The organism is Nitritalea sp., assembly GCF_054166705.1.
Genome location: NZ_JBSZCV010000008.1, coordinates 514,742 through 537,666 on the forward strand (window position 1 = coordinate 514,742; position 22,925 = coordinate 537,666).

The window sequence follows — 22,925 nt, forward strand, 5'->3', positions numbered from 1 at the left end:
GAAACTACTCTAAATACGTAGAAGAATCGCAGAATGTTGAGTTTTTGGTAATTTTAAAGCATATTTTTGCCGTTAAAAGTTGTTAAGTAGCCGATTTCTCTTATAGGATAAGTGTAACTTTGTTTTATGAGTAAAGCGACCATGAAGGTGATTATCGTGCTGATGGTACTGGCGAGCCTGGGAATGGTGGGTTTTCAGTACTATTGGATTAATAGTGCCTTCTATGTCCAGGAGCAGCGCTTCACCCAGCAGGCCGTAGATGCTTTAAACCGGACCATCGTGCGACTGGAAGAAGGAGAGACAAGTGATATATTTTTAAATATTTTGGCGCGTGACACCACCTTGCAGCGGAGTCTTTTTAAGCGTATAGATCCCATTATCGTGGAGGTACAGCAAACACAGATTCGGTATTCGCGACCTTCCATCATGGATTCTCTTCGCTTTCAGTCTATTCCCACTTTCACGCCCCGTTTTCGTCGCTTATTGGAGATCAGAGGCATCGACGCCGCTGTTTTAGCTGATATCGATGCTTTTTTTACCTATTTTACGCCCGAGCGTGCCTCAGCGCTATTTACTCCAGATGAAATGGAGGTGCTCCTGCAGGAGCGCGAGCGTCAGATGCAGTATCTCGAAGAGCAGGAGCGCTTAGAGGAAGAGCAAATTGGCTATTCTACCGAAAGGGTGGAGGTGGTACAGCAGGTTCGGCTTCCGAAAGATGCGTTAGAAAAAATCCGTAATGCCAATTATAAAATAGATGCCATGAATCGGGCGATGGAGGAACTGCTTTCCGGCCAAAAAGCTGTCATGGAGCGTCTCGATGTGGAGCGTGTCATCAGCCTCACACAGGAGCATCTCCAAGCCAAGGGTATTCAAGAGCCTTTTCAGATGGGCGTGGAGACGGACGAAGGGAAGTTTTATCCCTTACTCCTGGACATGCTGGGAGATACCTTAGTTCCATCAGAAGAAAGTATTCGTGCGCGCCTGTTTCCAAAAGATATTTTAGGAAAGGAAAATTACCTTTACCTGCATTTCCCACATAAGTCGAATTATATTATCAAGCAGATCTGGCTACCTCTTTCCAGTAGTGTGGTGCTGATGGGGATCATTATTTTTTGCTTTATCTATGCTATTCGTACGATCATCCGACAGAAAAAGCTTTCCGAAATCAAAAATGATTTCATTAACAACATGACGCATGAGTTTAAAACTCCTATCGCGACGATTAGCCTCGCCGTGGAAGCCCTTCAGGATCCCGAGCTCGTGCATCAGCAGCGTTTTCGTGATCGCTATCTGCGGGTCATTAATCAGGAAAACAAACGTCTAGGCGAGCAGGTAGAGAAGGTATTACAGGCCGCCACCTTAGATAAGCAGCAGTTTTCTTTAAAAAAGGAGCGCATCGATCTGCATGAAGTACTGAGTGGCTGTACGCAGCAGGTAGCGCTTCAGATAGAACGCAAAGGGGGGCAGATACAGCTACATAGTTCGGCAGGTGCCTGGGTGGAAGCAGATCCCTTTCATATCACACACATTTTTAATAACCTCTTGGATAATGCTATTAAATATTCTAAAGAGGCCCCACAGGTAACGCTTCGTTTACAAGCAGAGGAAGGGTACTTTGTCGTGACCATTTCGGATGAAGGAATCGGCATGTCTAAGGAAGCTCTTCGGCATATTTTTGACAAATTTTACCGTGTTCACACGGGTAATGTGCACGATGTAAAAGGTTTTGGCCTAGGCTTAGCCTACGTGAAGGCTATGGTCGAGGCGCATAAGGGCCAGGTTTTGGCCGAAAGTGAACTAGGAAAAGGCAGTACATTTACCATAAAAATCCCAAAACATGATGAATCCTAACCGCATACTTATCGTCGAAGATGATCCTAACTTAGGTGATATTTTACAAGAATATCTAGAAATGAAAGGTTTCCAAGCCACCCTTTGCCGTGACGGTGAGGAGGGTTGGAATCGCTTTAAAAAGGGGGCTTTCGACCTGTTGGTTTTGGATGTTATGATGCCGAAAAAAGACGGTTTTACGCTGGGAAAGGATATCAAGCAACTGGAGCCTGAAATCCCCATAATCTACCTGACGGCAAAGAATCAAAAAGAGGATGTTATCGCGGGCCTAAAGCTGGGCGCCGACGATTACATGACCAAGCCCTTCAGCATGGAAGAGCTTCTTTTGCGCATCCGCGCTATTTTAAAGCGCAGCGCGAAAGCGGACACACAGGCCCTGAAGGTTTTAACATTCGGAAGCTTCACGCTCCATTATGATGAGCAGCGGCTGGAGGGTCCTGATGGCACGCATAAGCTAACCAGTAAGGAAAATGAGCTCCTCCGGATATTGGCCGCCGATGTAAACAAGCAGGTGAATAGAAGTTTAGCCCTTAAGCAAATTTGGGGCGATGATAGCTATTTTAATGCACGGAGCATGGATGTGTACCTCAGTAAGATTCGTAAGCTGTTAAAAGCAGACCCCCAGGTGCAGATCATTACCGTGCATGGAGAGGGGTATAAATTGGTAGTTACCACGGCCTAATTTCTCCTGCCTTTCTGTTAGACTGAAGCAGTGGTCTTCCATGTTTACCGCGCTTCGGCAACGTATTGATATAGGTTTATGGATGTGGCAACATCAAGGCCTTTCTATCTCATCTGGATAGAAAGGCCTCTTTTTTTTGCCAAGTGTGGGTTTACTTCATGTTCATGCCTCCATCCACGATCAGATCCTGTCCGGTGATGGCGCGTGACCAGGGGGATGCAAAAAACAGGCAGGCATCGGCCAGCTCTTCCGGCTGGGTAACCCGCTGAAGAGGCGTATTGGTTTGAATGATGTCAAAGACTGCATCGGAGGTGGCTGCACTTGCGTCAGTGGTACGGAGCAGGCCACCCGAGAGCATGTTGACCGTGATGTTATGGGCGCCTAGTTCGCGGGCCAGGTTTCTGCTGAAACCTAAAAGTGCTGCTTTGGCGGTGGTATAATCGTAGTAGGGGACCACAGGGTTATGGAAGAGGTTGGTGCCTATCTGAATGATACGCCCGAATTTGGCCGCCTTCATAGCGGGTAAGCAGGCTTGGATGCAGTGGTGCGCCCCTTTTAGCGTTCCTGTAAGCTGTGCCTCCATATTTTCCCATTTCAGGTGCTCGTATTGCGTGTTTTGACTGGGGTCAAAGCGGTAATCAATGAGCGCATTGTTCACCAAGGTAGTAACAGGTGCCTTGTGATACACTTCCGCTTGGCGTAGCATGGCCTCCACCGCGCCGGCATCGCGCACATCTGCCTGCAAAGCCACGGCACGTTCCCCGATTTCCTCGGCTAAAGCCTTAGCGGCATGCTCACTTTGATAAAAGTTGATAACAATTCGCGCGCCTTCGGCCGCAAAGGCTTTGGTGATGGCTTTTCCTAAGCCTCTCGCCCCTCCGGTGATAAGAACTACTTGGTCTTGGATTTTCATGGTTTCAAAAAGTAGAGCTTTTGTTTTTCTTTTACCTCACTATACTCAATTGTATAAAGGAGCGTTGTGTTATGTGACAAAATTCTTTTTCCGTGAATGTTGGCGTCAGCCAATTTCACTAGTTATTCATGATGGTAGGGCTCACCGTTTAAAATCGTGTAGGCACGGTAAACCTGTTCTAGTAAAAACAAGCGCACCATCTGATGCGAGAAGGTCATCTTCGAAAGGGACAGGGATCCATCTGCACGATCATACACACTGGAGGCAAAGCCATAGGGACCCCCGATGAGTAAAATGACCTGCTTCCAACCCGCATTCATCTGTTTTTGCCAAAAAACGGAGAACTCCTTAGAGGTAAAGATTTTTCCTCCCTCGTCGAGCAGATAGACCCGGTCGCTGTCTTGGATTCGTTTTAGAAAAAGTGCCGCCTCCTTCTCCTTTTGGCTGGCCTCGGAAAGATGCTTGGCTCCCTTTACATCCGGGATGACCTCCAGCTCCACTTTGAGATAGAATTGCAGACGCTTTAAATATTTCGCATAAAGCGCCTCTAGCTCATGTTCGTCTGTTTTGCCGATGGCGATAATTTTTATCTGCATGTAATCAGGCTTTGGAACCTTAAAGTTAGCGGATTCTACTTACTACTCGAAGCTTTCTACGGATGGATGGTCTTGGATGTGTTCCGATTTGGGTTTTGCCCTAAAGGGCCAAAGGCATGGCTACTTCCTCAGAATGTGTAGGTACTTCCTAAAAATGTATATGAAAATTTAAACAATTTATTTTAACTATTTGAAAAACAATTCTTTGAATTCCTAGCTTTTCTATAGGTAATCTAAACATTTACTACCATGAAAAATCTACTTACTCTTGCGCTTGTGCTAACCGTAGTGTTGGCCTCCGCATTTACCGTAAACAAAAATGCATCTGTTCCTGCAAACGATGACATCGTGGCCTTAGCTTCCAAAACAGATTTCTTATCTACTTTAGTTGCCGCTGTAAAAGCAGGTGATCTAGTGGGTACCCTGCAGGGAGATGGTCCTTTTACTGTGTTCGCTCCTTCGAATGAGGCGTTTTCTAAACTTCCTGCTGGAACAGTAGAAGAGTTATTAAAGCCGGAGAATAAGGCGCAGTTAGTAGCTGTATTGACCTATCACGTAGTACCTGGAAAAGTTTATAGCAAAGACCTGAAAGACGGTATGAAGGCGAAAACGGCTCAGGGTGCTGAAGTGACCATTTCCTTGAAAAATGGAAAAGCGATGGTGAATAACGCAAATGTGTCCACTGCTGATATCGAAGCTTCTAATGGAGTCGTGCATGTTATCGATGCCGTTATCTTACCTCCTATGTAAGTTTCCTTATCCTACAAAATAATAAAGGCGGTAGAAATACCGCCTTTTTTTATGCCATAAGCCCTTTGCGCTTGAGAATGGTCTCTAAAAACTTGATCTCATTCTCAGATTTAAAGATGGTGTAAGGGAGATAGATAAACTGTGCACGCGACATGGTGAGTACAAAGGCCTCCTTCGATTTCTCTACCTTCTTAATCAGAGACCAGTTGATCGGCATGCCTTGCCGCGCATTTAGGCGCATCAAAATCTGGCGGCTGTCGATTTCATAGGATAACTTATCGAACATGGCCTTATTCTGCTCCATCTGCGTGACGCCAGCGAACTGGATCAACCAGAAAAGGACATAGAGGAGGTAGGCGAGTAGGGCCATGCTAATCCACCACCAAGAGGCAATCCAAAAATAGCCACAGGCTATGCCTACGGCGATAAGGATGGTCCACCACTGCTCTTTTAATACATTAGCAAGGCCTGTTTTAATGTAAGTGCCAGAATCTAACTGATATTTTTTGGTCTTAACGATCATTTTGGTATGGTATTCGAGCTGCAAATATCGACCTATCCACGCGATTTAACAAACGGAATCCCCTAATCCTGATTATTTTGGAAAAAATTAAATCATTATGGATTCTAAACGGTTAGACTATTGGTAGATAAAATTCTTTGTAGTAACTTAAAAGAAATTTTCAAAAGAATATGAGTAGCTTGATCATAGATTTAATATTATGTGGGGTGGCGTATGTGGTGCTGATATATTTTGTCGCTACTATGACCAAAGCCCGCTTCCAGAGAGGAGGAGATAATGGAGATGACGGAGATGGGGGTATCGAAGATAGCACACCTCCGAAAATAGATCTACCACCAGGGGTCATTTGGCCATCTGATGCCCCCAAGCGCGTGGGCCCCAAAGAGCCTGTAGAAGTGTAAGCATTCCTTAACTTAGGGCATTACACTGCTTACAGACGCCTTGGATAAGTAAATTAACTTCCTTTTCCAAGAACCCCTCTGGTAAGTGGATTTTAGGTAAAACGGCAGACTCCACACAGGTCGTCTTCCCACAAACCTCACACTTAAAATGTACATGATCGTGTACATGGCCTTCTTCATGTGTATCATGAACATGATCGTGACTGCATAAAGCATACTTCACCGCCCCGCTATCGTCGAGGACCTTATGCACGATGTCCTTTTCTAGATAAGTTTTTAGGGTTCGGTAAAGTGTCACGCGATCATGCTCTGGAGTCAAAACTTGCTCGAGGTCGGCATGTGAGAGTGCTTCTTTCCTTTCCCCCATTAAAGTGAGCACATCTAAACGACACTTTGTTATCCGTAATTTTTTTTGCTGCAGCAGTTCTTCCATTTGTTTTAACAAATATACGTAGTATGTAAACGTTCCTCCTAAATTAGGGTTTTACTCTTAGTATCCCAAAAATTACAGCGTACCGGCTTCTATTTATGCCTAAACCAGCTCATACATATACCGTGCTTATCATCGGAGGAGGACTCGCGGGTCTTGTTAGCGCTATTTTACTGCGTAAGGCCGGTCACCAGGTAACCCTAGTAGAGAAAAAAGCCTATCCCTTTCACCGGGTCTGCGGAGAGTATATCTCGAATGAGGTGCGTGCCTTTTTAAAACGTGAAGCACTCTTGCCTCCCGATGAGGTGGCGGAGATCAACCGCTTCCTGCTCTCTTCCACGGACGGTAAACAGGCTGCCTTGCCGCTTGATTTAGGAGGCTTCGGGATCAGCCGCTATGCCTTAGATCTTTTTCTTTATCAGCGAGCCCTTCAAGAAGGAGTCGAGGTGCTCGAAAAGGAACAGGCCCTCGATGTGCGTAAAAAGGGAAAACAGATGCAGGTAATGCTTCAGCGCGGAGGGTGGCGTGAGGTAGACCTCGTGCTGGGCGCCTTCGGCAAAAGGTCTCGCTTGGATAAAACCCTTCAACGCGATTTCATGCAGCGAGAGGGAAATTACATCGGGGTTAAATACCATGTGAGAAGTGATTTCGACCCCCATACCGTGGCGCTGCATAATTTTCCCGGCGGGTACTGTGGGATGAATAAAGTAGAAGGCGATCGGTACAACCTCTGCTACCTGGGGAGCCAAAAAGATTTGAAGAAGTATGGTTCTATCTCGGAAATGGAGGCCGCCTGCCTGTATCAAAACCCTTTACTGAAAGAGATTTTCGAAAATAGCACGTTCTTATTTGAAAAGCCTGAAGTGATTACCTCCGTAAGCTTTGCAAAAAAAAGCCCGATTGAAGAGGATATTTTGATGTTAGGAGATGCGGCGGGCTTAATCACTCCTCTCTGTGGAAATGGCATGGCGATCGCCATTCATACGGCGAAATTAGCGGCCGAGGCCATCAATGAAAGCAGTTCTCCTGAAATCGCCCGCCAGCGCTATGCGAAAAGTTGGTACGCTTTATTTTACGGCCGCCTGCGCATCGGCCGCATGATCCAGACACTTTTCGGGGCAGGCACAGGCTCCCGAATAGCTGTGGGTCTCCTGCGCTACAGCCCTACCCTTAGTACCCAGCTGATGGCCCGCACACATGGCCAGCCTTTTTAATTTACTGGCATATGGAAGGCTTCCATCCTTTGGTAGCTTCCTTTGCCCCTAAGGGCAAAAAATAATGGCTATCTTTACTGCCCAATTTAAGAGACATGAAATTATTTCCAAATACTGTCCGCGGTGTCGTTTTCGCGCTCGAGCAAATTTTCGAACAGGGGTACTATACCGATAAGGTTATCGAGCGCCTATTTAAGGCGAACCCCAAGTGGGGGGCACGCGATAGGGCATTTGTGGCAGAAAGCATCTACGAAATGGTGCGCTGGTGGCGGCTTTTACGTGAAATTAGCCCTCAGCAGGATTATTATAGCCTTTTTGCGACCTATTATTTAATGGCCGGGCATATGCTCCCTGCTTGGGAGGAGTTTAAACATGTGCAGGCGGACGCGGTCCGCAAAGCGCTCGATGGGCTGGAAAATCGGGCTGTAAAAGCTTCCATTCCCGACTGGCTTGATGCAGTGGGTGCCGCTGGTCTGCAGGACCTTTGGGAGCCAGAGCTTCAGGCGCTGAACCAACAGGCCGCAGTGGTGCTGCGTGTGAATACACTTAAAAACTCGCGGGAGCAGTTGAAAAATCGATTAGCAGCAGATGGTATTCAGGCTTACGCGCCGAAAGGCTATCCGGATGCGCTCGTGCTGGAGCAGCGTCAAAACATTTTTAAACATCCGGCTTTTAAAGAAGGTGCCTTCGAGATTCAGGATGCCTCCTCACAGCTGGTCGCTGCGGCTTTAGAGGTAGAGCCGGGCATGCGGGTCATCGATGCCTGTGCAGGAGCCGGTGGAAAGGCACTGCATATCGCGGCATTGATGCAGAATAAGGGGCGTGTGCTCGCGATGGATATTGAGGGCTGGAAGTTGAAGCAGGCCAAGTTGCGTGCGCGAAGGGGAGGAGTTTCTATTTTGGAGACACGCGAGATAGAGGCGAAAACGGTCAAGCGTCTGCGGGATTCAGCCGACCGTTTGCTTCTCGATGTTCCTTGCACGGGTTTGGGTGTCCTGAAGCGAAATCCAGATACGAAGTGGAAGTTGAGTCCCCAGCGCCTCGAGGAGTTAGGCGCCATCCAGCAGGAGATCTTGCAGGGGTATACGAGCATGTTAAAGCCAGGAGGTATTTTGGTGTATGCGACATGCAGTATTTTGCCAGCTGAAAATAGGGAGCAGATAGATAGGTTTTTAAATAGTGCTCCGGGCCATGCATTTCAGCTCCTAGAAGAGCAGCATGTGCTCGCACATCAGAGCGGATTTGATGGCTTTTATGTGGCGAAGTTGAAAAAAAGTTAGTGTCTTTTGGGCCAGGGGCCCAAAGGCTACTGACAGAAGTGGAAACAAAAAAAGGAGTACCTTAGGTGCTCCTCTTTTCCATTTTATACACACAAATTATTCTTATAGGCTTATTTTCCAAAAAACTTTTCGTTATTTCTATAGCCGGGTTTATCGGAGAACCAGTCGACGAAAGAGGTTCCCTTTGATTTCGCCCAGTCACTCATTTTAAGAAATCCCTCAGTGATAGGTTTTGCTTCCTGCATGAAGGGAACTTCTTCGGGAATCAGGATAGCCCAAGGGAGGTTCGTCGTCTTCGAGGTGTAGCTAACGCCTATTTCGCTATTATCAGCAGCTGTCCCATACAGGGAAGGGTCTACCAAGTCAGTGCCTGATCTTCCGGGAAGATGGACCTCACGTCCACGTGTTTGGTTGGCGATCAGGAAGGGGTCTACGCGTTCTGCTGTCACGGTAGTACCGCTAAGGGCAGCGCTTCCTTTTATTTTTATGAGCACCTCGAATGGAGCCAGTTCAGGCATAGTTCCTGCATTACCTGTTAGTAGCGTGTTGTTTGCAGTTGGAATTAGGGCATGTACACTCTCGATGACGATCACTGAAAGCCTTGTTTGGTTAGCTTCTGCTCCAGAAGGCAAGTAACTGAAGCTCGTCATTCCTCCTTTTAGGGTGCCACTTACTGATTCCACTGCCTCAGTGGGTATACCTGGAAAAGCGATCCCAAAACTGTTATCGAAAGCCGCGCCGGCAGCTTTAAGTAAAACGGTCAATTTGATCTCTTTTAAAATACCTGCTGCGGTAGTCGTTTTTTCGGCTTTTAGGTTGACAACTAAGTCATTAAAGTCATAATCACCTAATCCCGGCCATAAGTCTTCGAACATCACCGTGCTGAAGCCTGAAGTACCAAAAATGGAGCTGGTAATATCTGCGGCTGGTGTGACAGAGGTGTCTAGCGTGCAGTTTTTAGTAGGATCCGAGGCATAGCGCCCAGGGACTACGAGATCATCTAGCGCGATACGTCCATTTCCGCCGTTTCCAGTAAAAGAGACCATGATTTTTCCCGATTTACCGATTAATTCCGCGGGTACGGGTACGGAGTAGGTACGTAAGCGTATGTCGGTAGGAGCATCTAAGTTTGCTGAGAAGAAATGCTGGGGTGTTCCTTTTTGTCCCGATGCGTTAGCGGCGAAAGGAATGAAGCTAACATGTACGTTACGTACCGTGGCTGAATTTCCATCTGTTTTAAGCTTAAAGGTGATGTTTCCAGCACTTAAGTTTAGCCAGGGGGTCAGCAAGCTCTGGTCCCCAATGGTGGCCGTATTCACAGGACTAGTCGTTCTGGCGATGTGATTGCCTGAAATATCTACAGAAGAGTGAATGTTTATGCTGTTAAATTCCCAGCAAATGGTACGGTATTGGCCTACTGCGCCGAGTTCATTGTCCAGTACGACTTGGGCCTGAGCAAGTGGGCTCCAGAGCAGTCCGATTAGCCCTATGGATACGAAAGATGAAAAAAGCTTAGTCATTTATAGGAAAGTTAAAGGTGATAGTAGATTGACGGGCATTTGCGTTTACGCTTAATGAACCGAAGCTTACAGCTAAGCGCTCGATCTGAGCGGGTACTGCCACTTCGATGCGTAAGGCTTCATTAGCAGACTGAAGCGCCTGGTACAGGACTACGCCTTCCGGAGTGCTAACCGTAAAGAGTGCGCTGAAGTCGATAGGAGCCTTGAGAGGCTCGAATTCTACTTGAACGGAACGAAAACTGGACCAATTAAAACCCTGAGGCGCGCTCATAGAGTTTGGGTCTAAAAGGTTCTCTACTGACGGATTTTCCTGCGGCATGCAGGAGGCGAAAGCGAAGAGTACCAAGAGCAAGTAAAAAAGATGTGTTTTCATGTCCGTTTATTTTATTTGCTATGAAGGTAGCTTGATTTCAGTTTTTTAGCATTTTATTTCGATATAAGCTCTATAATTTTCGATAAAACAAAAAAAGGAGAGCGAACCACCCTCCTTTTTAGATAAACAAATCTTTTTTAATACGTTTCGAGATATTTTCTCTTAGCGGAAAAGCTTACTATTATTTCGGAATCCGCTATTGTTTTCAAACCAGTTCGGGAATTTATCGCCCGCAGATCTCGCCCATTCAGGGAAGTTGAGGTAGCCTTCGGTGATGTCTACGCCTTCCTGCATGAAAGGGATCTCTTTAGGGACCAGAAGCGCCCAAGGTAAATTTCTAGCTGTGGAGGTATAACTTAGACCATTAAGGCTATTGTCTGAACTCGTACCTAAGAGACTTGGGTCAGAAAGACTAGTACCCTGACGGCCGGGAAGGTGAATTTCACGTCCTCGGTTTTGATCTACGATCAAGTAGGGATCAAAGGTCTCGTAGCTTATTTGATCTGCTTTGATACCAGCACTCTCACGCACTTTGATGGTAACAGTGAAAGGTTCTGGTGTGAACGGTGCTGCAGACTCATTTCTAAGCGGATTATTCGCGAAAGGGATCACTTGATTGATGTTCTCGATTATGATAACAGATAGTGTGCTCTGTCCAGCTTCTGCACCATTCCCTTGGTAAGAGAAGAGCGTGGAACCGCCTTTAACTGTTCCTGTAATTTCTGTGACGGCCGTGCTTGGGATTGTCGGGAAAGCTACTGCAAAGCTGTTTCGGAACGTAGCTCCGGCAGCTCTTGGCAGAACTTCAAGCTTGATTTCTTTTAGGATGCCATCTAATGCAGTACTCACTTTTTCTGCTTTAATGCCTACGACGAAGTCGTTAAAGTCATAATCTCCTAATCCAGGCCATAAATCTTCAAACATAAGGGTACTGAAGTCATTTGTTCCTAAGATGGAGGTAGTTACATCTGGAGGAATAACAGGCTCCACTTTTGGAAGGCAGTTGTTTGTAGGGTCTGCCCAGTATTCACCAGGGACCACGATGTCATCTACACCGAAACGTCCTGTACCTCCTTCGCCTAAGAAGGAAATGAGGATGCGGTGCGTCTGTCCTACGATAGCTGCAGGAACTGGAACCGTCACCGTGCGCACTGTTGACTCACGGAAGTCAGGAATTTCTTGCGTAAAGAAAGTAACCGGAGTACCATTTTGTGTAGGAGTATTTGGATTAACGGGAATGTAACTTACTAATACTCTTCTGCTAGTTCCTGCACCACCATCAGGGCGTATTTTGAACGTGATATTACCTGCTGCAGGCCGCAACCAAGGTGTGGTAATCGCTTGGGCAGTTAAGCTTACATTATTGGTGACCTGACCTGAACGAGCAGAGAAATTTCCGTTCATTGAAATGGTGCTGTTAATAGCGAATCCTTGGAAGACCCAGCACGTGTATAAACCTCGATCACCCAGTTCCATGTCATTGGTCACTTGCTGCTGTGCCTGCGCACTAAACGTGAATAAGAAAAGGGCTGCAGAGAAGAAAAGGATATGGAGCTTATTCATTGTTCGTAGGGATTTGGAAAAGGATGTCAGATTGATTTGCATTGGCAGATACAGTTAAGGCTCCGAAGCTAATTTCTACTCGGTCCATTTGAGCCGGTAGGCTCAGCGCTAAAGAAAGACTAGTGTTAGCGTTTTGAAGTGCCTGATAAAGCACCACACCTTCTGTCGTTTTCACGGTAAACAGAGCTGAAAAATCTATGGGCGCTTGTAGCGGTGCGTAGTTAATATTCACCGTTCTAAAATTAGACCAGGTGAAACCTTGGGGAGCATCGATTGCGATTGCATCGAGATCATTGTTGGCTACAGGAGCTTCATCGGGCATACATGCGAAAGTTCCGAAAGCCAAGAGGGCGACATAAAAGAGTTTTTTCATTTGGTGTGTTGTTTATCTTGTCCCAAAACTAGTGTGTGTATTTCTCTGCTTATTTTTTTTTCGACTAAAGGTGGTTTTTTTTCGATAAAGAATTTTTAGTTTATTGAATTGTATTTTTTCATTTACTGCCTTTTAATAAAAAAGGATAACACAGCTATAGGTGTAAGGGAAATATTATCTGAATTTTCTAAGACGCTTGGTTTCCCTTAGGTTCAAAATGAAATACTGTCGACTAGAAAAAGATGCGTTACATCCAATAAAAATTTGGTATATATCGCGTTTGCGACGTATCTTTGACGGGCAAATAGGGTTCCCTAACCAAATTTGCCATGAACAGAAATTCAGATAAATTCCTCTTTGAAGCACTCACCTACGATGATGTGCTTCTGGTACCCGGCTATTCGGAAGTTTTACCTCGCGATACGGATACCTCCTCCCAGCTTACACGTAACATTCGCTTGAACATTCCCCTTGTTTCCGCCGCCATGGACACGGTGACGGAGGCAGAGCTGGCTATTGCCATCGCCCTGGAAGGGGGACTCGGATTCATTCATAAAAACATGAGCATCGAGAAGCAAGCGGCGCAGGTGCGCAAAGTAAAGCGCTCTCAAGCGGGAATGATTCTCGACCCCATTACATTGGATATTGAAGCCCGCGTAAAAGATGCAGAAGCTATCATGCGCGAATTTTCCATTGGTGGAATTCCTGTCGTCGATGCCGATCGCGTATTAAAAGGTATCATCACGAATCGTGACTTGCGCTTCATCAAAGATCCTCAGATGAAAATCAAGGATATCATGACGAAAGAAAAGCTGATCACGGCCAAGGCAGGTGTAACCTTGGAAGCTGCCGAAGAAATTCTCCAAGAATATAAAATCGAAAAACTTCCGATCGTGGATGAGCAGTACAAGCTCACCGGCCTGATCACCTATAAAGATATACTTAAGAGAAAAGATAAACCCCACGCTTGTAAAGATGAATACGGTCGTCTGCGCGTCGGTGCCGCTGTCGGCGTTACGGCAGATATCGAACAGCGCGTAGAAGCCTTAGTGCAAGCAGGTGTGGACGTAGTTTCCATCGATACGGCGCATGGCCACTCGAAAGGGGTTATCGAAACATGCCGGCGTATTAAGGCGGCTTTTCCAGATTTAGAGGTCATCGTCGGAAATATAGCGACCCCAGAGGCTGCCCTAGCCCTTGCAGAAGCAGGAGCGGATGCAGTTAAAGTTGGCGTAGGCCCAGGGAGCATTTGTACCACACGAGTGATTGCGGGCGTAGGCGTTCCTCAGCTGTCTGCTGTGTATGAATGTGCTGAAGCCCTGAAGGGCAAAGGAATCCCCGTCATCGCAGATGGTGGAATCCGCTATTCAGGGGATTTGGTGAAGGCCATTGCCGCAGGCGCCTCCTCCATTATGATCGGCTCCCTTCTGGCGGGTACCGAAGAGGCTCCTGGAGAAATGATTATTTTCGAAGGAAGAAAATTTAAAAGTTACCGAGGAATGGGCTCCTTAGAAGCGATGGAGTCCGGATCTAAAGACCGCTACTTCCAAGACGCAGAAGATAACATTAAAAAGCTGGTGCCTGAAGGTATCGTCGGCCGTGTGGCGTATAAAGGTTTAGTAGCCGAAGTGCTTTACCAGTTGGTAGGAGGCTTACAAGCAGGTATGGGCTACTGTGGTACGGGGACGATCGATGCACTGCAGCGTGATGGCAAGTTCGTAAAAATTACAGCGGCGGGCGTGAAAGAATCACACCCCCATGATATCAGCATCACTCGGGAGGCACCGAATTATTCGGCGAAAATGTAATTCCTACTCCTAAAAGAAAAGAAAGGATGGACCTTCCTTTCTAGTAAAAAATAGACTGAGCATTTCAGTCTATTTTTTTTGTTCCCCAGCTGCTTAGAAATTATTAAATCTGCATCAAAATAGATAAAACATTATAAATATTGTATATATTTCGCGTATTTATAGGAAATAAGAGTAACTTTACCGTTTTACGACATGCACTAACCCAAAATACGTTCGCTATGAAAAAAGCCATCATGATTATACAGTGCCCAGATCAGCGGGGCATAGTAGCAGCAGTCTCTGACTTTCTTTTTGCACATTATGGAAATATTTTAGAAATAGACCAGCATGTGGACCAAGAGTCGGGCATGTTTTTTATGCGCGCTGCTTGGGAGCTGGACACTTTCTCTTTACCTGAGGCGCATATTTTACCCACATTTGAGCTGGCTATAGGGAAAAAGTTCGGCATGAAGCATCAGCTCTATATTGAAAATGCAAAACCCAAAATGGCACTTTTTGTCAGTAAGCAGTCGCACTGTCTTTTCGATGTGTTGAGTCGCTATTTTTCAGGGCAGTTTCAAGTTGAAATTCCTTTTGTGCTTTCCAATCATGAAACCTTGCGTCCCATCGTGGAGGCTTTCGGCATTCCTTTTTATCATGTACCCGTTAAGCCGGGGGAGAAAGAGGTGGCCGAAGCGGAGCAACTGGCACTTTTGGCTGAGCATCAGGTAGATTTTATCGTACTGGCTCGCTACATGCAGGTGCTATCGGAAGATTTTGTTTCCCGTTATCCGAATACGATTATTAATATTCACCACTCTTTTTTGCCGGCTTTCGTGGGCGCTAAGCCCTATCATGCTGCCTATGAGCGCGGAGTGAAAATTATAGGAGCTACAGCGCATTATGTGACGGCAGTCTTAGATGCGGGTCCTATTATCGAACAGGATGTCGCTCGTGTACGGCATCATAATACGATTTCAGACTTGGTGCAGATCGGCCAAGATATCGAAAAAGTAGTGCTCTCGAAGGCTATCAAATATCATTTGGAGCGTAAGGTATTGTCAGTCGGTAATAAAACGGTCATTTTTTACTAAACAGCTAGAGCCATAAAAAAGCCTCACGCAGGCGGTGAGGCTCTCAGAGTTTGCTTAAAAGAAGCATTTTTTAGATACGATCCCAGCGAATTCGATCGCTTTTAAGGCATGCTTTCCTCCAAAATAGCTTCAGTAGCAGAAATCTCGGGATTAAAATCAGCAGGTAACTGTTGCACGACGAGCGCCTGCTCTTCTTTAAAGAGTTTGGCTGCCATACGTTGTACGGCTTCTGCAGGAAAGTTTTCGATGATTTCTTCATAGCCAAATAATTCCTCAGCAGAAAAACTTTCTTCATGGAAAATCGCTGTAAGCTGTGCATTCCAGTAGGCATTTCGATTCAAACTTTCCCGATAGGAGCGCTTTCTTTTCTCTTTTACCTTCGCTAGCGTCTCTTCCGGAATACCTTTTTCCACTATTTTTTGTAATTCTTCCCGTACCGCCGCGATGAGTGTTTCTGTTTGATCTGGGCTACATGGAAAATAGATCGATAGGCCGTATTGAGAATCGGGCGCTCTGCTGGCCTCTCCTGACGCCGATATGCTATATACCCCAGAGAGCTTTTCACGAATTTCTTCGATCAAAATAATAGAAAGTGCATCGGAAAGGTAGCCTACCGCTCTGGCTTCTTCTTTCGTGTAAGGCGCCTGCGTACCATAGCGTAAAAAAACAGTACTTTTTTGATCTTGACCGATAAAAAAGCGTTCATTTACCTGCTGTGGCGGAAAAATAGCAAGGGCCTGTGGCGTTTCTCGTGTAGAGGTACCCGGCAGACTTCCGATATACTGGGCGGCTAAAGTCTCAAACTGCTCCGGATCGATATTCCCCGTGAAGAAGAAGTCGAAATTTCCTGCATTGGCAAAACGTTCTCTATAAATATGGATTGCCCTGTCTAAGTTGATTCGATCAAACTGCTCTGGGGAATTTATACCCATGGCACGGGGATGGTTATTGGCCATCAATTCACTTAGCGCTACTGAAAATTGAAAGTCTGGATTCCCTGCGGCTGAGCGTAAGTATTCTTTGTTATTGTTAATATACACTTGGAAGAGTTTTTCATCTTTTCGTGGAGCAGTGAAATAGAGGTAAATCAGCTGCAGTGCTTCTTCTGCATCTTTTGGGCTAAAGTATCCGCTCATGTCTTGACTGTAGCGGCCGATGTTTGGCGTTACACTCAAGCTTTTGCCGGCAAGCACTTTTTTCAGTTGGGTAGGGTCGAAATCCCCCACTCCCATGGTATTCACCAGCACTCCTGCTGAAATGGCGCTATAATGATCTTCTTCGGCCGTCAGAGAGATGCCTCCCTTTCCTAGCACACGAAATAAAACTTCATCGTTTTTAAAATCAGTCTGTTTGTAAAATACACGTGCACCATTCTCGAAAGTGATTGCTTTCACGTCTAGGTCCTCATGATAGCGGGTAGAGGCCACTCGTCCTGCTTCTGGGACTTCGGCGAGGAGTCTTTCAGCGAGTAACTCCTCATCTTTGGGGGCCAATTCCATGGCTGCCACTTCTGCAAGGAGCTGAAAGGTTTCGGCCTCTTCTGGAATTCCGGCTACAACTGGAGGAGCTAGGAAGAAGCTTGCAGAGCGTTCATGCTGGATCATTTGTTGCCCTGCGCGCTGAATATCCGCTACGCTGATCTTAGGGAGTAAATCTGTGTAAATGGCCAGGGTAGTAGCTTCATCCATACCGAAGCCCTGACCTAGAAAATGGCTTTGATAGCGGCTAACAAGTGCAGCCGACTCTTTTTTGTCCGCTTCCTTAGCGCTGCGCTCCACATTATTTAGAATACTTTTTTTCGCTCGCTCGATTTCTTGGGCAGTAAAACCATGTTGGGCTGCACGATTAGCCTCTATGGCGAGTGCTCTCAAAGTGGCCTCTGCAGCGCCGTCTTTAGCTACCCCTTGGAGCATGAAGTTATCGACGGAGCGCACCAAAGGAGAATAAGAGGCGCTCGCAAATAAAAAGGGGCTGTCTGGCTCTTCTGAAAGCTCTGCAAAACGCTGATTTAGGAGCGCCGCGTAAAGCGTGTACTGAAGACGTTCGCGAAGAGCCCCTTGGCTCCCATAGCCTACGGCTGGGAGCGAGTAAACTAACAGGGAAATCGTTCCAGGCGCTTCTTCATCACGTAAAACTTTGGCTACGGGAGCAGTGGGCATAGGAGCCACGATCTGTGGTCGTGTAAAACCCGTTGCAGTCGGGGCGATATCCCCAAAATATTTTTCCGTCAATTGGCGTAGGATGGCTTCATCCACATCTCCCACAGCTACAAGGGCCATATTTTCAGGACGATACCAGCGCTCATAAAATCCACGGAGGGTCGCAGCATCGGCGCCCTTAACGATTTCGATGTCTCCTATTGGAAGGCGGTCAGGATAAGCTGAGCCGGCTAAAAGTGTTTTTATTAAAGTTTGACTGAAGCGCTGTGAAAAGCCTAAACTTCCCCTCCACTCTTCTTCGATAATTCCTTTTTCATTTTCCACTTCTTCCTCCTCGAAACTCAGGCCCACCGCCCAGTCACGCAGGACGAGGAAGCCATTTTCGAGGACTTCTGGGTCATCAGAGGGAATAGGCAACATATACACTGTTTCATCGAAGCTGGTAAAAGCATTTAGGTCGCCGCCAAATTGTACCCCGACGCGCTGCAGATAAGAGACCAGCTCGTTTTTCTCGAAATGCGCACTGCCATTAAAAGCCATATGCTCTGTAAAATGTGCCAAACCGCTTTCATGATCTTCCTCTAGTACAGAGCCTGCATTTACGACCAGGCGTAGTTCTACTTTATTAGCTGGTTTTGGGTTGTGCTGGATGTAATAGGTGAAGCCATTGGGTAGTTTTCCCGTTTGGACCCTAGGGTCCAAAGCGATTTCTTGGGCCTGCACCGCCCAAAGCGATAGCAGGAAAAAGCTTAGAGCGCTTAAAAATCTTTTCATGGTACTGATATGTTTTAATTTCCCTACAAGATACATATTCGAGGGAGTAAAGCCCAAAGTGAAACGTTTAGATTCGTTTAGTGCGCGCTATTAGCCTTTGGAGTCAAGTTCATGCAGCATATACATAAAGTGTTCTCGCATCCCCATGACGATTAAAAGCTGTGCGATGGCATAGGTGCCCATCACCAGGACGCCAGCCTCTTCAAATGGACGAAAAAACAAGTTGAGTGCGAGTAGTGCATCTGAAAGCATGAAGAGGATTGCTCCGATAAAAGTTTGCCAGAAACTAGCGGCATTGGTTTTTTTAAAGCGCTCGCGCGCGGTGGTGGCCATCGTTACGATGACGATAAGATAGATGATGACGGGAATGCGCAGCTCGTTTAGGCCGGCAGAGATAAGAAAGTAGACGATGGCAGCCCCGATGTAAATGGGGAGATTGTACAGAAAAAGGTTGAAAAAATTGATGTTTTCTATGGAAAAGGCCTTTTTCTGTCCGATTTTAAAGGCAGCGATGTAGCTGACATGTGCCATGAGGAATGCGCCTAGGCCATAGAGGAAGAGGGAGGGGAAGAGCAGAAGTATATCTCCGATAAGAGAAAAAGCCAGAGCGGCTACCATACTTTTACGTAGGATGCTGCCGGAAATGACGACACTCTGCGTGTAGAAGAAAAAAAGTAGGCATGTGATGATCAGGGGTTTCGAAAAATACCGGTAGCTCAATAGGCCCGAGGCGGTAAAATAGACATCTAAAAGGGCTGCGATTAAAAAGAGATAGAGTGGAAGAAGGCGTTTTTTGTCCATGACCAAATATAATGCTTTTTTGGGCTTTTAAACTGCTTTTTTATAGTGATTTTCACACTAAAATCTGCATAACATTCAGGTAATAATATCTTAACATAACAAGGTATAGCCAAATGAAGTTTTCCTTCTGTTTCGATAAGCGTTTCATTTCAGGGTAGAATCGGTCGATTTCGAGGATAAGGCAAAGGAAGCTTCGGCTCTAATGTTAAGTTAATGTTAAGCCTCTATGTGAATAAACGTTAAAACTTAACAATTCCTAAAATAAATGCTTGCGGAAGTCCTGTACATTTGTAGCCGGAAAAGTACATTAAACCAAAGACAAATATTTTCCACAAAAAACAATTATTATGAGGCAATCATTACTAAAGAGTCTTTTTGCGATGTTAATGCTCGTCTTCGTGACGGGAGTAGCATTCTCGCAAGGTGTGACGACTGCTAACATGCAGGGTTCTGTTGCAGATGACACGGGTGATTTCTTACCGGGAGCAAATGTGGTCGCGATCCACAATCCTTCTGGTACCCGTTATGGCGCTGTAACAAATTTGGATGGACGTTGGATCCTTCCTAACGTTCGTGTAGGGGGACCTTACACAGTAACGATAAGCTATATTGGCTTTGAGGACAAGGTATACGATAATATCGTTCTTGGCCTTGGTCAAAATTATGTGATTAATGCTGTTTTAGATGATGGCATCACGTTAGAAGCAGTAGAGGTAACAGCCGGTAAAGGATCACTCTTTGACGCGGATAGAACAGGTTCTGGTATCAACTTAGATAATGAGCGTTTAAATCAGCTTCCTACAGTAAACCGTAGTGTGAACGACCTAACGCGTCTAACGCCACAGTCTAACGGAAACTCTTTCGCAGGGACAAGCTCTCGATTCAATAACTTCACATTGGATGGTTCGATCTACAACAATAACTTTGGACTTGGAACAGGCCAGTTCGCTGGTGGTAGCCCGATCTCTATCGATGCTATCGAGGAAATCCAAGTGAACCTAGCTCCTTATGATGTAAGACAGGGTGGTTTTACTGGTGCTGGTGTAAACGCAGTTACGCGTTCAGGCGATAACACCTTCAGAGGTTCTGCTTATTATTTCTTGAGAAATGATCAAATGCGTGGTACACGTCTAGGAGATCAGTTCCTGCCACAAAATGAGGCAAGAAATGAAATTATGGGTTTCCGTTTGGGGGGGCCAATTATCAAAAACAAACTATTCTTCTTTGTGAACTATGAGCAAGAAGAAGAGCTTCGTCCTTCTATTCTTAGAAGAGCTGCCCGTCCGGGAGAAACTCCTGATGGTTTATTTATCTCTCGCGTACGTATTGAAGAAGCTAATATGGTACGTCAGCGATTATTAGATAACTTCGGGTATGATGCAGGTGACCCTGATTCTTATCCTTTCGGTTCTGAGCAGACGCGCTTAAACATCCGTTTAGATTATAATATTAATAGCAATAATAAACTTTGGGTTCGTTACAATCGATTTAATTCCTTCCAGGATATCGCGACGAATGGTAACTCTACCCGTAACATGTCTGTTATTGGTGGAACGAGCCGTACAGGCGTAGAAGCCATTAACTTCCGTAATGCCAACTACACAAACGATCGCCTAGTAGAGTCTATCGCGGCTGAATTAAATACACGAATCGGTAATAATATGGCGAACCAATTAAACATCGGTTATACGTCCATTGCTGATCCACGTCGTGGTATTCCGGGAGGTCAAGAATTTCCATTCATTGAAGTACTAGAGCCAGATGAGTCTGGACAGCTACTTTACTTCATGTCTATGGGTAATGAATTGTTTTCAGTGGGTAACTTGTTAGAGAATAGTGTACTGAATATTACGAATAATTTTACCTACTTCCAAGGTAAACACACTGTGACCGTAGGGGGTAACTTTGAGTTCATGACTTTCGATAATGCCTTTAATCCAGTATTTAACACGCACTACAGATTTATTGGTTTTGATCGTTTCAAGGCAGCTGTTTTAGATCAAGATCCTACCGTTTTCCCTGATGCTTTCGCTAGAAGCTTTGCCTTGGACGGATCTTTAACGCCTCCTACTGATGCCACGCGTTTCGGACAGCTAGGTTTTTATGTACAAGACGAGTTTCAAGTTAATCCTCGCCTGAAATTAACAGGTGGTCTACGTGTAGATCTTCCTTTCTATCCAACTACTTTGCCTAGAAATGAATTATTGGATAACCTAAATCGGGAATTTAACCTTCCAAACGGTGGTACTTTAGTACCTGATGTAACTACGTTCCCAACTGTGAATCCATTATTCTCTCCAAGATTTGGGTTTAACTATGATGTGAAAGGAGATAGAAGCCTTGTACTTCGTGGAGGAACGGGTGTCTTCTCTGGTCGTCTGCCATTCGTATGGTTATCGAATCAGGTTAATGGTTCAGGTGTAGTGAGGGGTATCTTAGGTTTTGAAGGGCAAGAGGTAATTGATAATAATATTATTTTTACCCCAGATGTTACCGCTTACCTACCTGAAAATCCTTCCCAGACCTTAGGTACAGAGCTTAACCTTACTGATCGTAACTTCCGTTTACCGCAGACTTGGAGAACCACACTTGCTGCAGATATGCGTCTTCCTTTCGGAATCATCGGATCCGTGGACTTTATCTACTCACGTGATGTGACAGCTCCTGTAGCACAGAACATTATTATCCGTGAGCCAGATGCAGTATGGAATGGTCCGGATCAGCGTCCTATTTGGACTCCTCAGCCAGGTCTGTTTGGTCCTTCTGGCGACGACTTCTTCCGTCAAGTGTTCTTCCTAACGAATTCACAGGTTTTACCTGATTATATCTCGGGTACTGTGAGCTTAGCAAAAGACTTCTCTAACGGTTTGAGTGTGTTTGCAGCTTATACTTTATCCAGAGCACGTGATATCGATGCTACAGGTGGTTCACAGGCTCAGTCCTTATGGCCATCCGTGGTAAAGCAAGATAGAAATGCTCCTGAACTGAGCTTTGCTAACTTCGATCAACCTCACCGTATCATCTCTACGCTTAACTACAACATCGACAATACAACTATCTCCCTTGTTTACGATGGTGGTAATGCAGGTCGTTGGAGCTACACAATGGCAAATGGTGCTGGCCTTAATAATAGACTGAATATTGGTGATGCTCAGAATAGATTACTTTTCGTTCCTGAGCAAGCCTCTGACCTTAATTTCCAACAGTTTACTTTAGGCGGTATTGTATATACTCCTGAAATGCAGGCTCAAATTTTTGACGCTTTCATCGATCAGGATCCCGTGTTGAGTAGAGCTCGTGGTACTATCGTGGACAGAAATGCCGGACTTCGTCCATGGGTACATCGTTTTGACCTTTCTTTTGCACAAAGAATTGATGTTACAAACGATAAGAAAAACCGCTTAGAGCTTCGTATCGATATTATGAACTTTAACAATATGCTGAATCCGAATTGGGGTGTTCCACAAATTGAATGGCAGCGTAATCCGTTACAATATCGCGGAACCAATGATGCAGGAGAGCCGGTATTTAGAGTACAAGCGAACCCTGGTACTACTGAGCTCATTAATGAGACATTCCGTCAATCAACAGCTTTTGGTAACGTGTGGAATATGCAGCTTGGCGTTCGTTACTTATTCAATTAATCTAATCAACCCTACATGCTTAAAAGGCTTCCAGTTTTGGAGGCCTTTTTTGGTTTTTGCTCTTATTTTTTATATGAATCTTAGCGGCACATCTGCTGCTCTATACCGATTCCGACTCTAAGAAAGAGAACGCATTTTCTGAAATTAGAAGACTGGAGGATTCGGGATGTAGCTTACTTTTTATCCCTACCGAT

19 protein-coding genes are annotated in these 22,925 nt (G+C 45.6%); 9 read left to right on the forward strand and 10 right to left on the reverse strand.

Annotation, left to right across the window (positions count from 1 at the left end):
* The first annotated feature begins 126 nt into the window (after positions 1-126).
* Together ACXIT9_RS06170 and ACXIT9_RS06175 are read left to right on the forward strand one after the other, a co-directional pair.
* Entirely contained in the window at positions 127-1,851 is a 1,725-nt protein-coding gene (locus tag ACXIT9_RS06170; protein WP_458055352.1) for an ATP-binding protein, read from the forward strand.
* On the forward strand, positions 1,841-2,533 hold the full coding sequence (locus tag ACXIT9_RS06175) for a response regulator transcription factor (protein ID WP_458055645.1): 693 nt from the start codon (positions 1,841-1,843) through the stop codon (positions 2,531-2,533). The genes ACXIT9_RS06170 and ACXIT9_RS06175 overlap by 11 nt, the downstream gene beginning before the upstream one ends.
* A 151-nt stretch (positions 2,534-2,684) precedes the next feature.
* Here the strand turns inward: ACXIT9_RS06175 and ACXIT9_RS06180 are convergent, their stop codons facing one another.
* Positions 2,685-3,446, reverse strand: coding sequence for a 3-oxoacyl-ACP reductase (locus tag ACXIT9_RS06180; RefSeq protein WP_458055353.1), 762 nt, complete (start codon positions 3,444-3,446; stop codon positions 2,685-2,687).
* A 122-nt stretch (positions 3,447-3,568) separates the two neighbouring features.
* A complete protein-coding gene (gene rlmH, locus ACXIT9_RS06185) occupies positions 3,569-4,042 on the reverse strand; it encodes a 23S rRNA (pseudouridine(1915)-N(3))-methyltransferase RlmH (protein ID WP_458055354.1) in 474 nt (157 codons plus the stop codon).
* Positions 4,043-4,291: 249 nt separating this feature from the next.
* On the opposite strand from rlmH, the gene ACXIT9_RS06190 reads away from it, so the two are divergent.
* Positions 4,292-4,792, forward strand: coding sequence for a fasciclin domain-containing protein (locus tag ACXIT9_RS06190; RefSeq protein ID WP_458055355.1), 501 nt, complete (start codon positions 4,292-4,294; stop codon positions 4,790-4,792).
* 49 nt (positions 4,793-4,841) lie between these two features.
* Here the strand turns inward: ACXIT9_RS06190 and ACXIT9_RS06195 are convergent, their stop codons facing one another.
* On the reverse strand, positions 4,842-5,315 hold the full coding sequence (locus tag ACXIT9_RS06195) for a YcxB family protein (RefSeq protein ID WP_458055356.1): 474 nt from the start codon (positions 5,313-5,315) through the stop codon (positions 4,842-4,844).
* A gap of 170 nt (positions 5,316-5,485) precedes the next feature.
* Between ACXIT9_RS06195 and ACXIT9_RS06200 the strand changes: the two genes are divergently transcribed.
* Positions 5,486-5,716, forward strand: a complete 231-nt coding sequence (locus tag ACXIT9_RS06200; protein WP_458055357.1) for a hypothetical protein — start codon at positions 5,486-5,488, stop codon at positions 5,714-5,716.
* 7 nt (positions 5,717-5,723) lie between these two features.
* Here ACXIT9_RS06200 and ACXIT9_RS06205 read toward each other — a convergent pair whose 3' ends face one another.
* Positions 5,724-6,149, reverse strand: coding sequence for a Fur family transcriptional regulator (locus ACXIT9_RS06205; RefSeq protein WP_458055358.1), 426 nt, complete (start codon positions 6,147-6,149; stop codon positions 5,724-5,726).
* Between the two features lie 95 nt (positions 6,150-6,244).
* Between ACXIT9_RS06205 and ACXIT9_RS06210 the strand changes: the two genes are divergently transcribed.
* Both ACXIT9_RS06210 and ACXIT9_RS06215 read left to right on the forward strand, forming a co-directional pair.
* Positions 6,245-7,360, forward strand: a complete 1,116-nt coding sequence (locus ACXIT9_RS06210) for an NAD(P)/FAD-dependent oxidoreductase (protein ID WP_458055359.1) — start codon at positions 6,245-6,247, stop codon at positions 7,358-7,360.
* 95 nt (positions 7,361-7,455) lie between these two features.
* On the forward strand, positions 7,456-8,640 hold the full coding sequence (locus ACXIT9_RS06215) for an RsmB/NOP family class I SAM-dependent RNA methyltransferase (protein WP_458055360.1): 1,185 nt from the start codon (positions 7,456-7,458) through the stop codon (positions 8,638-8,640).
* Positions 8,641-8,750: 110 nt separating this feature from the next.
* On the opposite strand, the gene ACXIT9_RS06220 is transcribed toward ACXIT9_RS06215, so the two are convergent.
* From ACXIT9_RS06220 to ACXIT9_RS06235, 4 genes are all read right to left on the reverse strand, one after another.
* The gene (locus ACXIT9_RS06220; RefSeq protein WP_458055361.1) at positions 8,751-10,160 is read right to left on the reverse strand and encodes an LruC domain-containing protein; all 1,410 of its coding nucleotides are present in this window, start codon (positions 10,158-10,160) and stop codon (positions 8,751-8,753) included.
* Complete coding sequence (locus ACXIT9_RS06225; protein WP_458055362.1) at positions 10,153-10,533, reverse strand: hypothetical protein; 381 nt, start codon at positions 10,531-10,533, stop codon at positions 10,153-10,155. Before ACXIT9_RS06225 ends, ACXIT9_RS06220 begins: the two co-directional genes overlap by 8 nt.
* A gap of 162 nt (positions 10,534-10,695) precedes the next feature.
* Positions 10,696-12,096, reverse strand: a complete 1,401-nt coding sequence (locus ACXIT9_RS06230; RefSeq protein WP_458055363.1) for an LruC domain-containing protein — start codon at positions 12,094-12,096, stop codon at positions 10,696-10,698.
* Complete coding sequence (locus tag ACXIT9_RS06235; RefSeq protein WP_458055364.1) at positions 12,089-12,469, reverse strand: hypothetical protein; 381 nt, start codon at positions 12,467-12,469, stop codon at positions 12,089-12,091. Before ACXIT9_RS06235 ends, ACXIT9_RS06230 begins: the two co-directional genes overlap by 8 nt.
* Before the next feature lie 329 nt (positions 12,470-12,798).
* Between ACXIT9_RS06235 and guaB the strand changes: the two genes are divergently transcribed.
* Complete coding sequence (gene guaB / locus ACXIT9_RS06240; protein WP_458055365.1) at positions 12,799-14,277, forward strand: IMP dehydrogenase; 1,479 nt, start codon at positions 12,799-12,801, stop codon at positions 14,275-14,277.
* Positions 14,278-14,498: 221 nt separating this feature from the next.
* The gene (gene purU, locus ACXIT9_RS06245) at positions 14,499-15,353 is read left to right on the forward strand and encodes a formyltetrahydrofolate deformylase (protein ID WP_458055366.1); all 855 of its coding nucleotides are present in this window, start codon (positions 14,499-14,501) and stop codon (positions 15,351-15,353) included.
* Between the two features lie 101 nt (positions 15,354-15,454).
* On the opposite strand, the gene ACXIT9_RS06250 is transcribed toward purU, so the two are convergent.
* On the reverse strand, positions 15,455-18,286 hold the full coding sequence (locus tag ACXIT9_RS06250) for a M16 family metallopeptidase (RefSeq protein ID WP_458055367.1): 2,832 nt from the start codon (positions 18,284-18,286) through the stop codon (positions 15,455-15,457).
* A 90-nt stretch (positions 18,287-18,376) separates the two neighbouring features.
* Positions 18,377-19,087: a lysoplasmalogenase gene (locus tag ACXIT9_RS06255; protein ID WP_458055368.1), complete on the reverse strand. Its 711-nt coding sequence runs from the start codon at positions 19,085-19,087 to the stop codon at positions 18,377-18,379.
* 347 nt (positions 19,088-19,434) lie between these two features.
* On the opposite strand from ACXIT9_RS06255, the gene ACXIT9_RS06260 reads away from it, so the two are divergent.
* Complete coding sequence (locus tag ACXIT9_RS06260) at positions 19,435-22,731, forward strand: TonB-dependent receptor domain-containing protein (RefSeq protein WP_458055369.1); 3,297 nt, start codon at positions 19,435-19,437, stop codon at positions 22,729-22,731.
* Positions 22,732-22,925 lie beyond the last annotated feature (194 nt).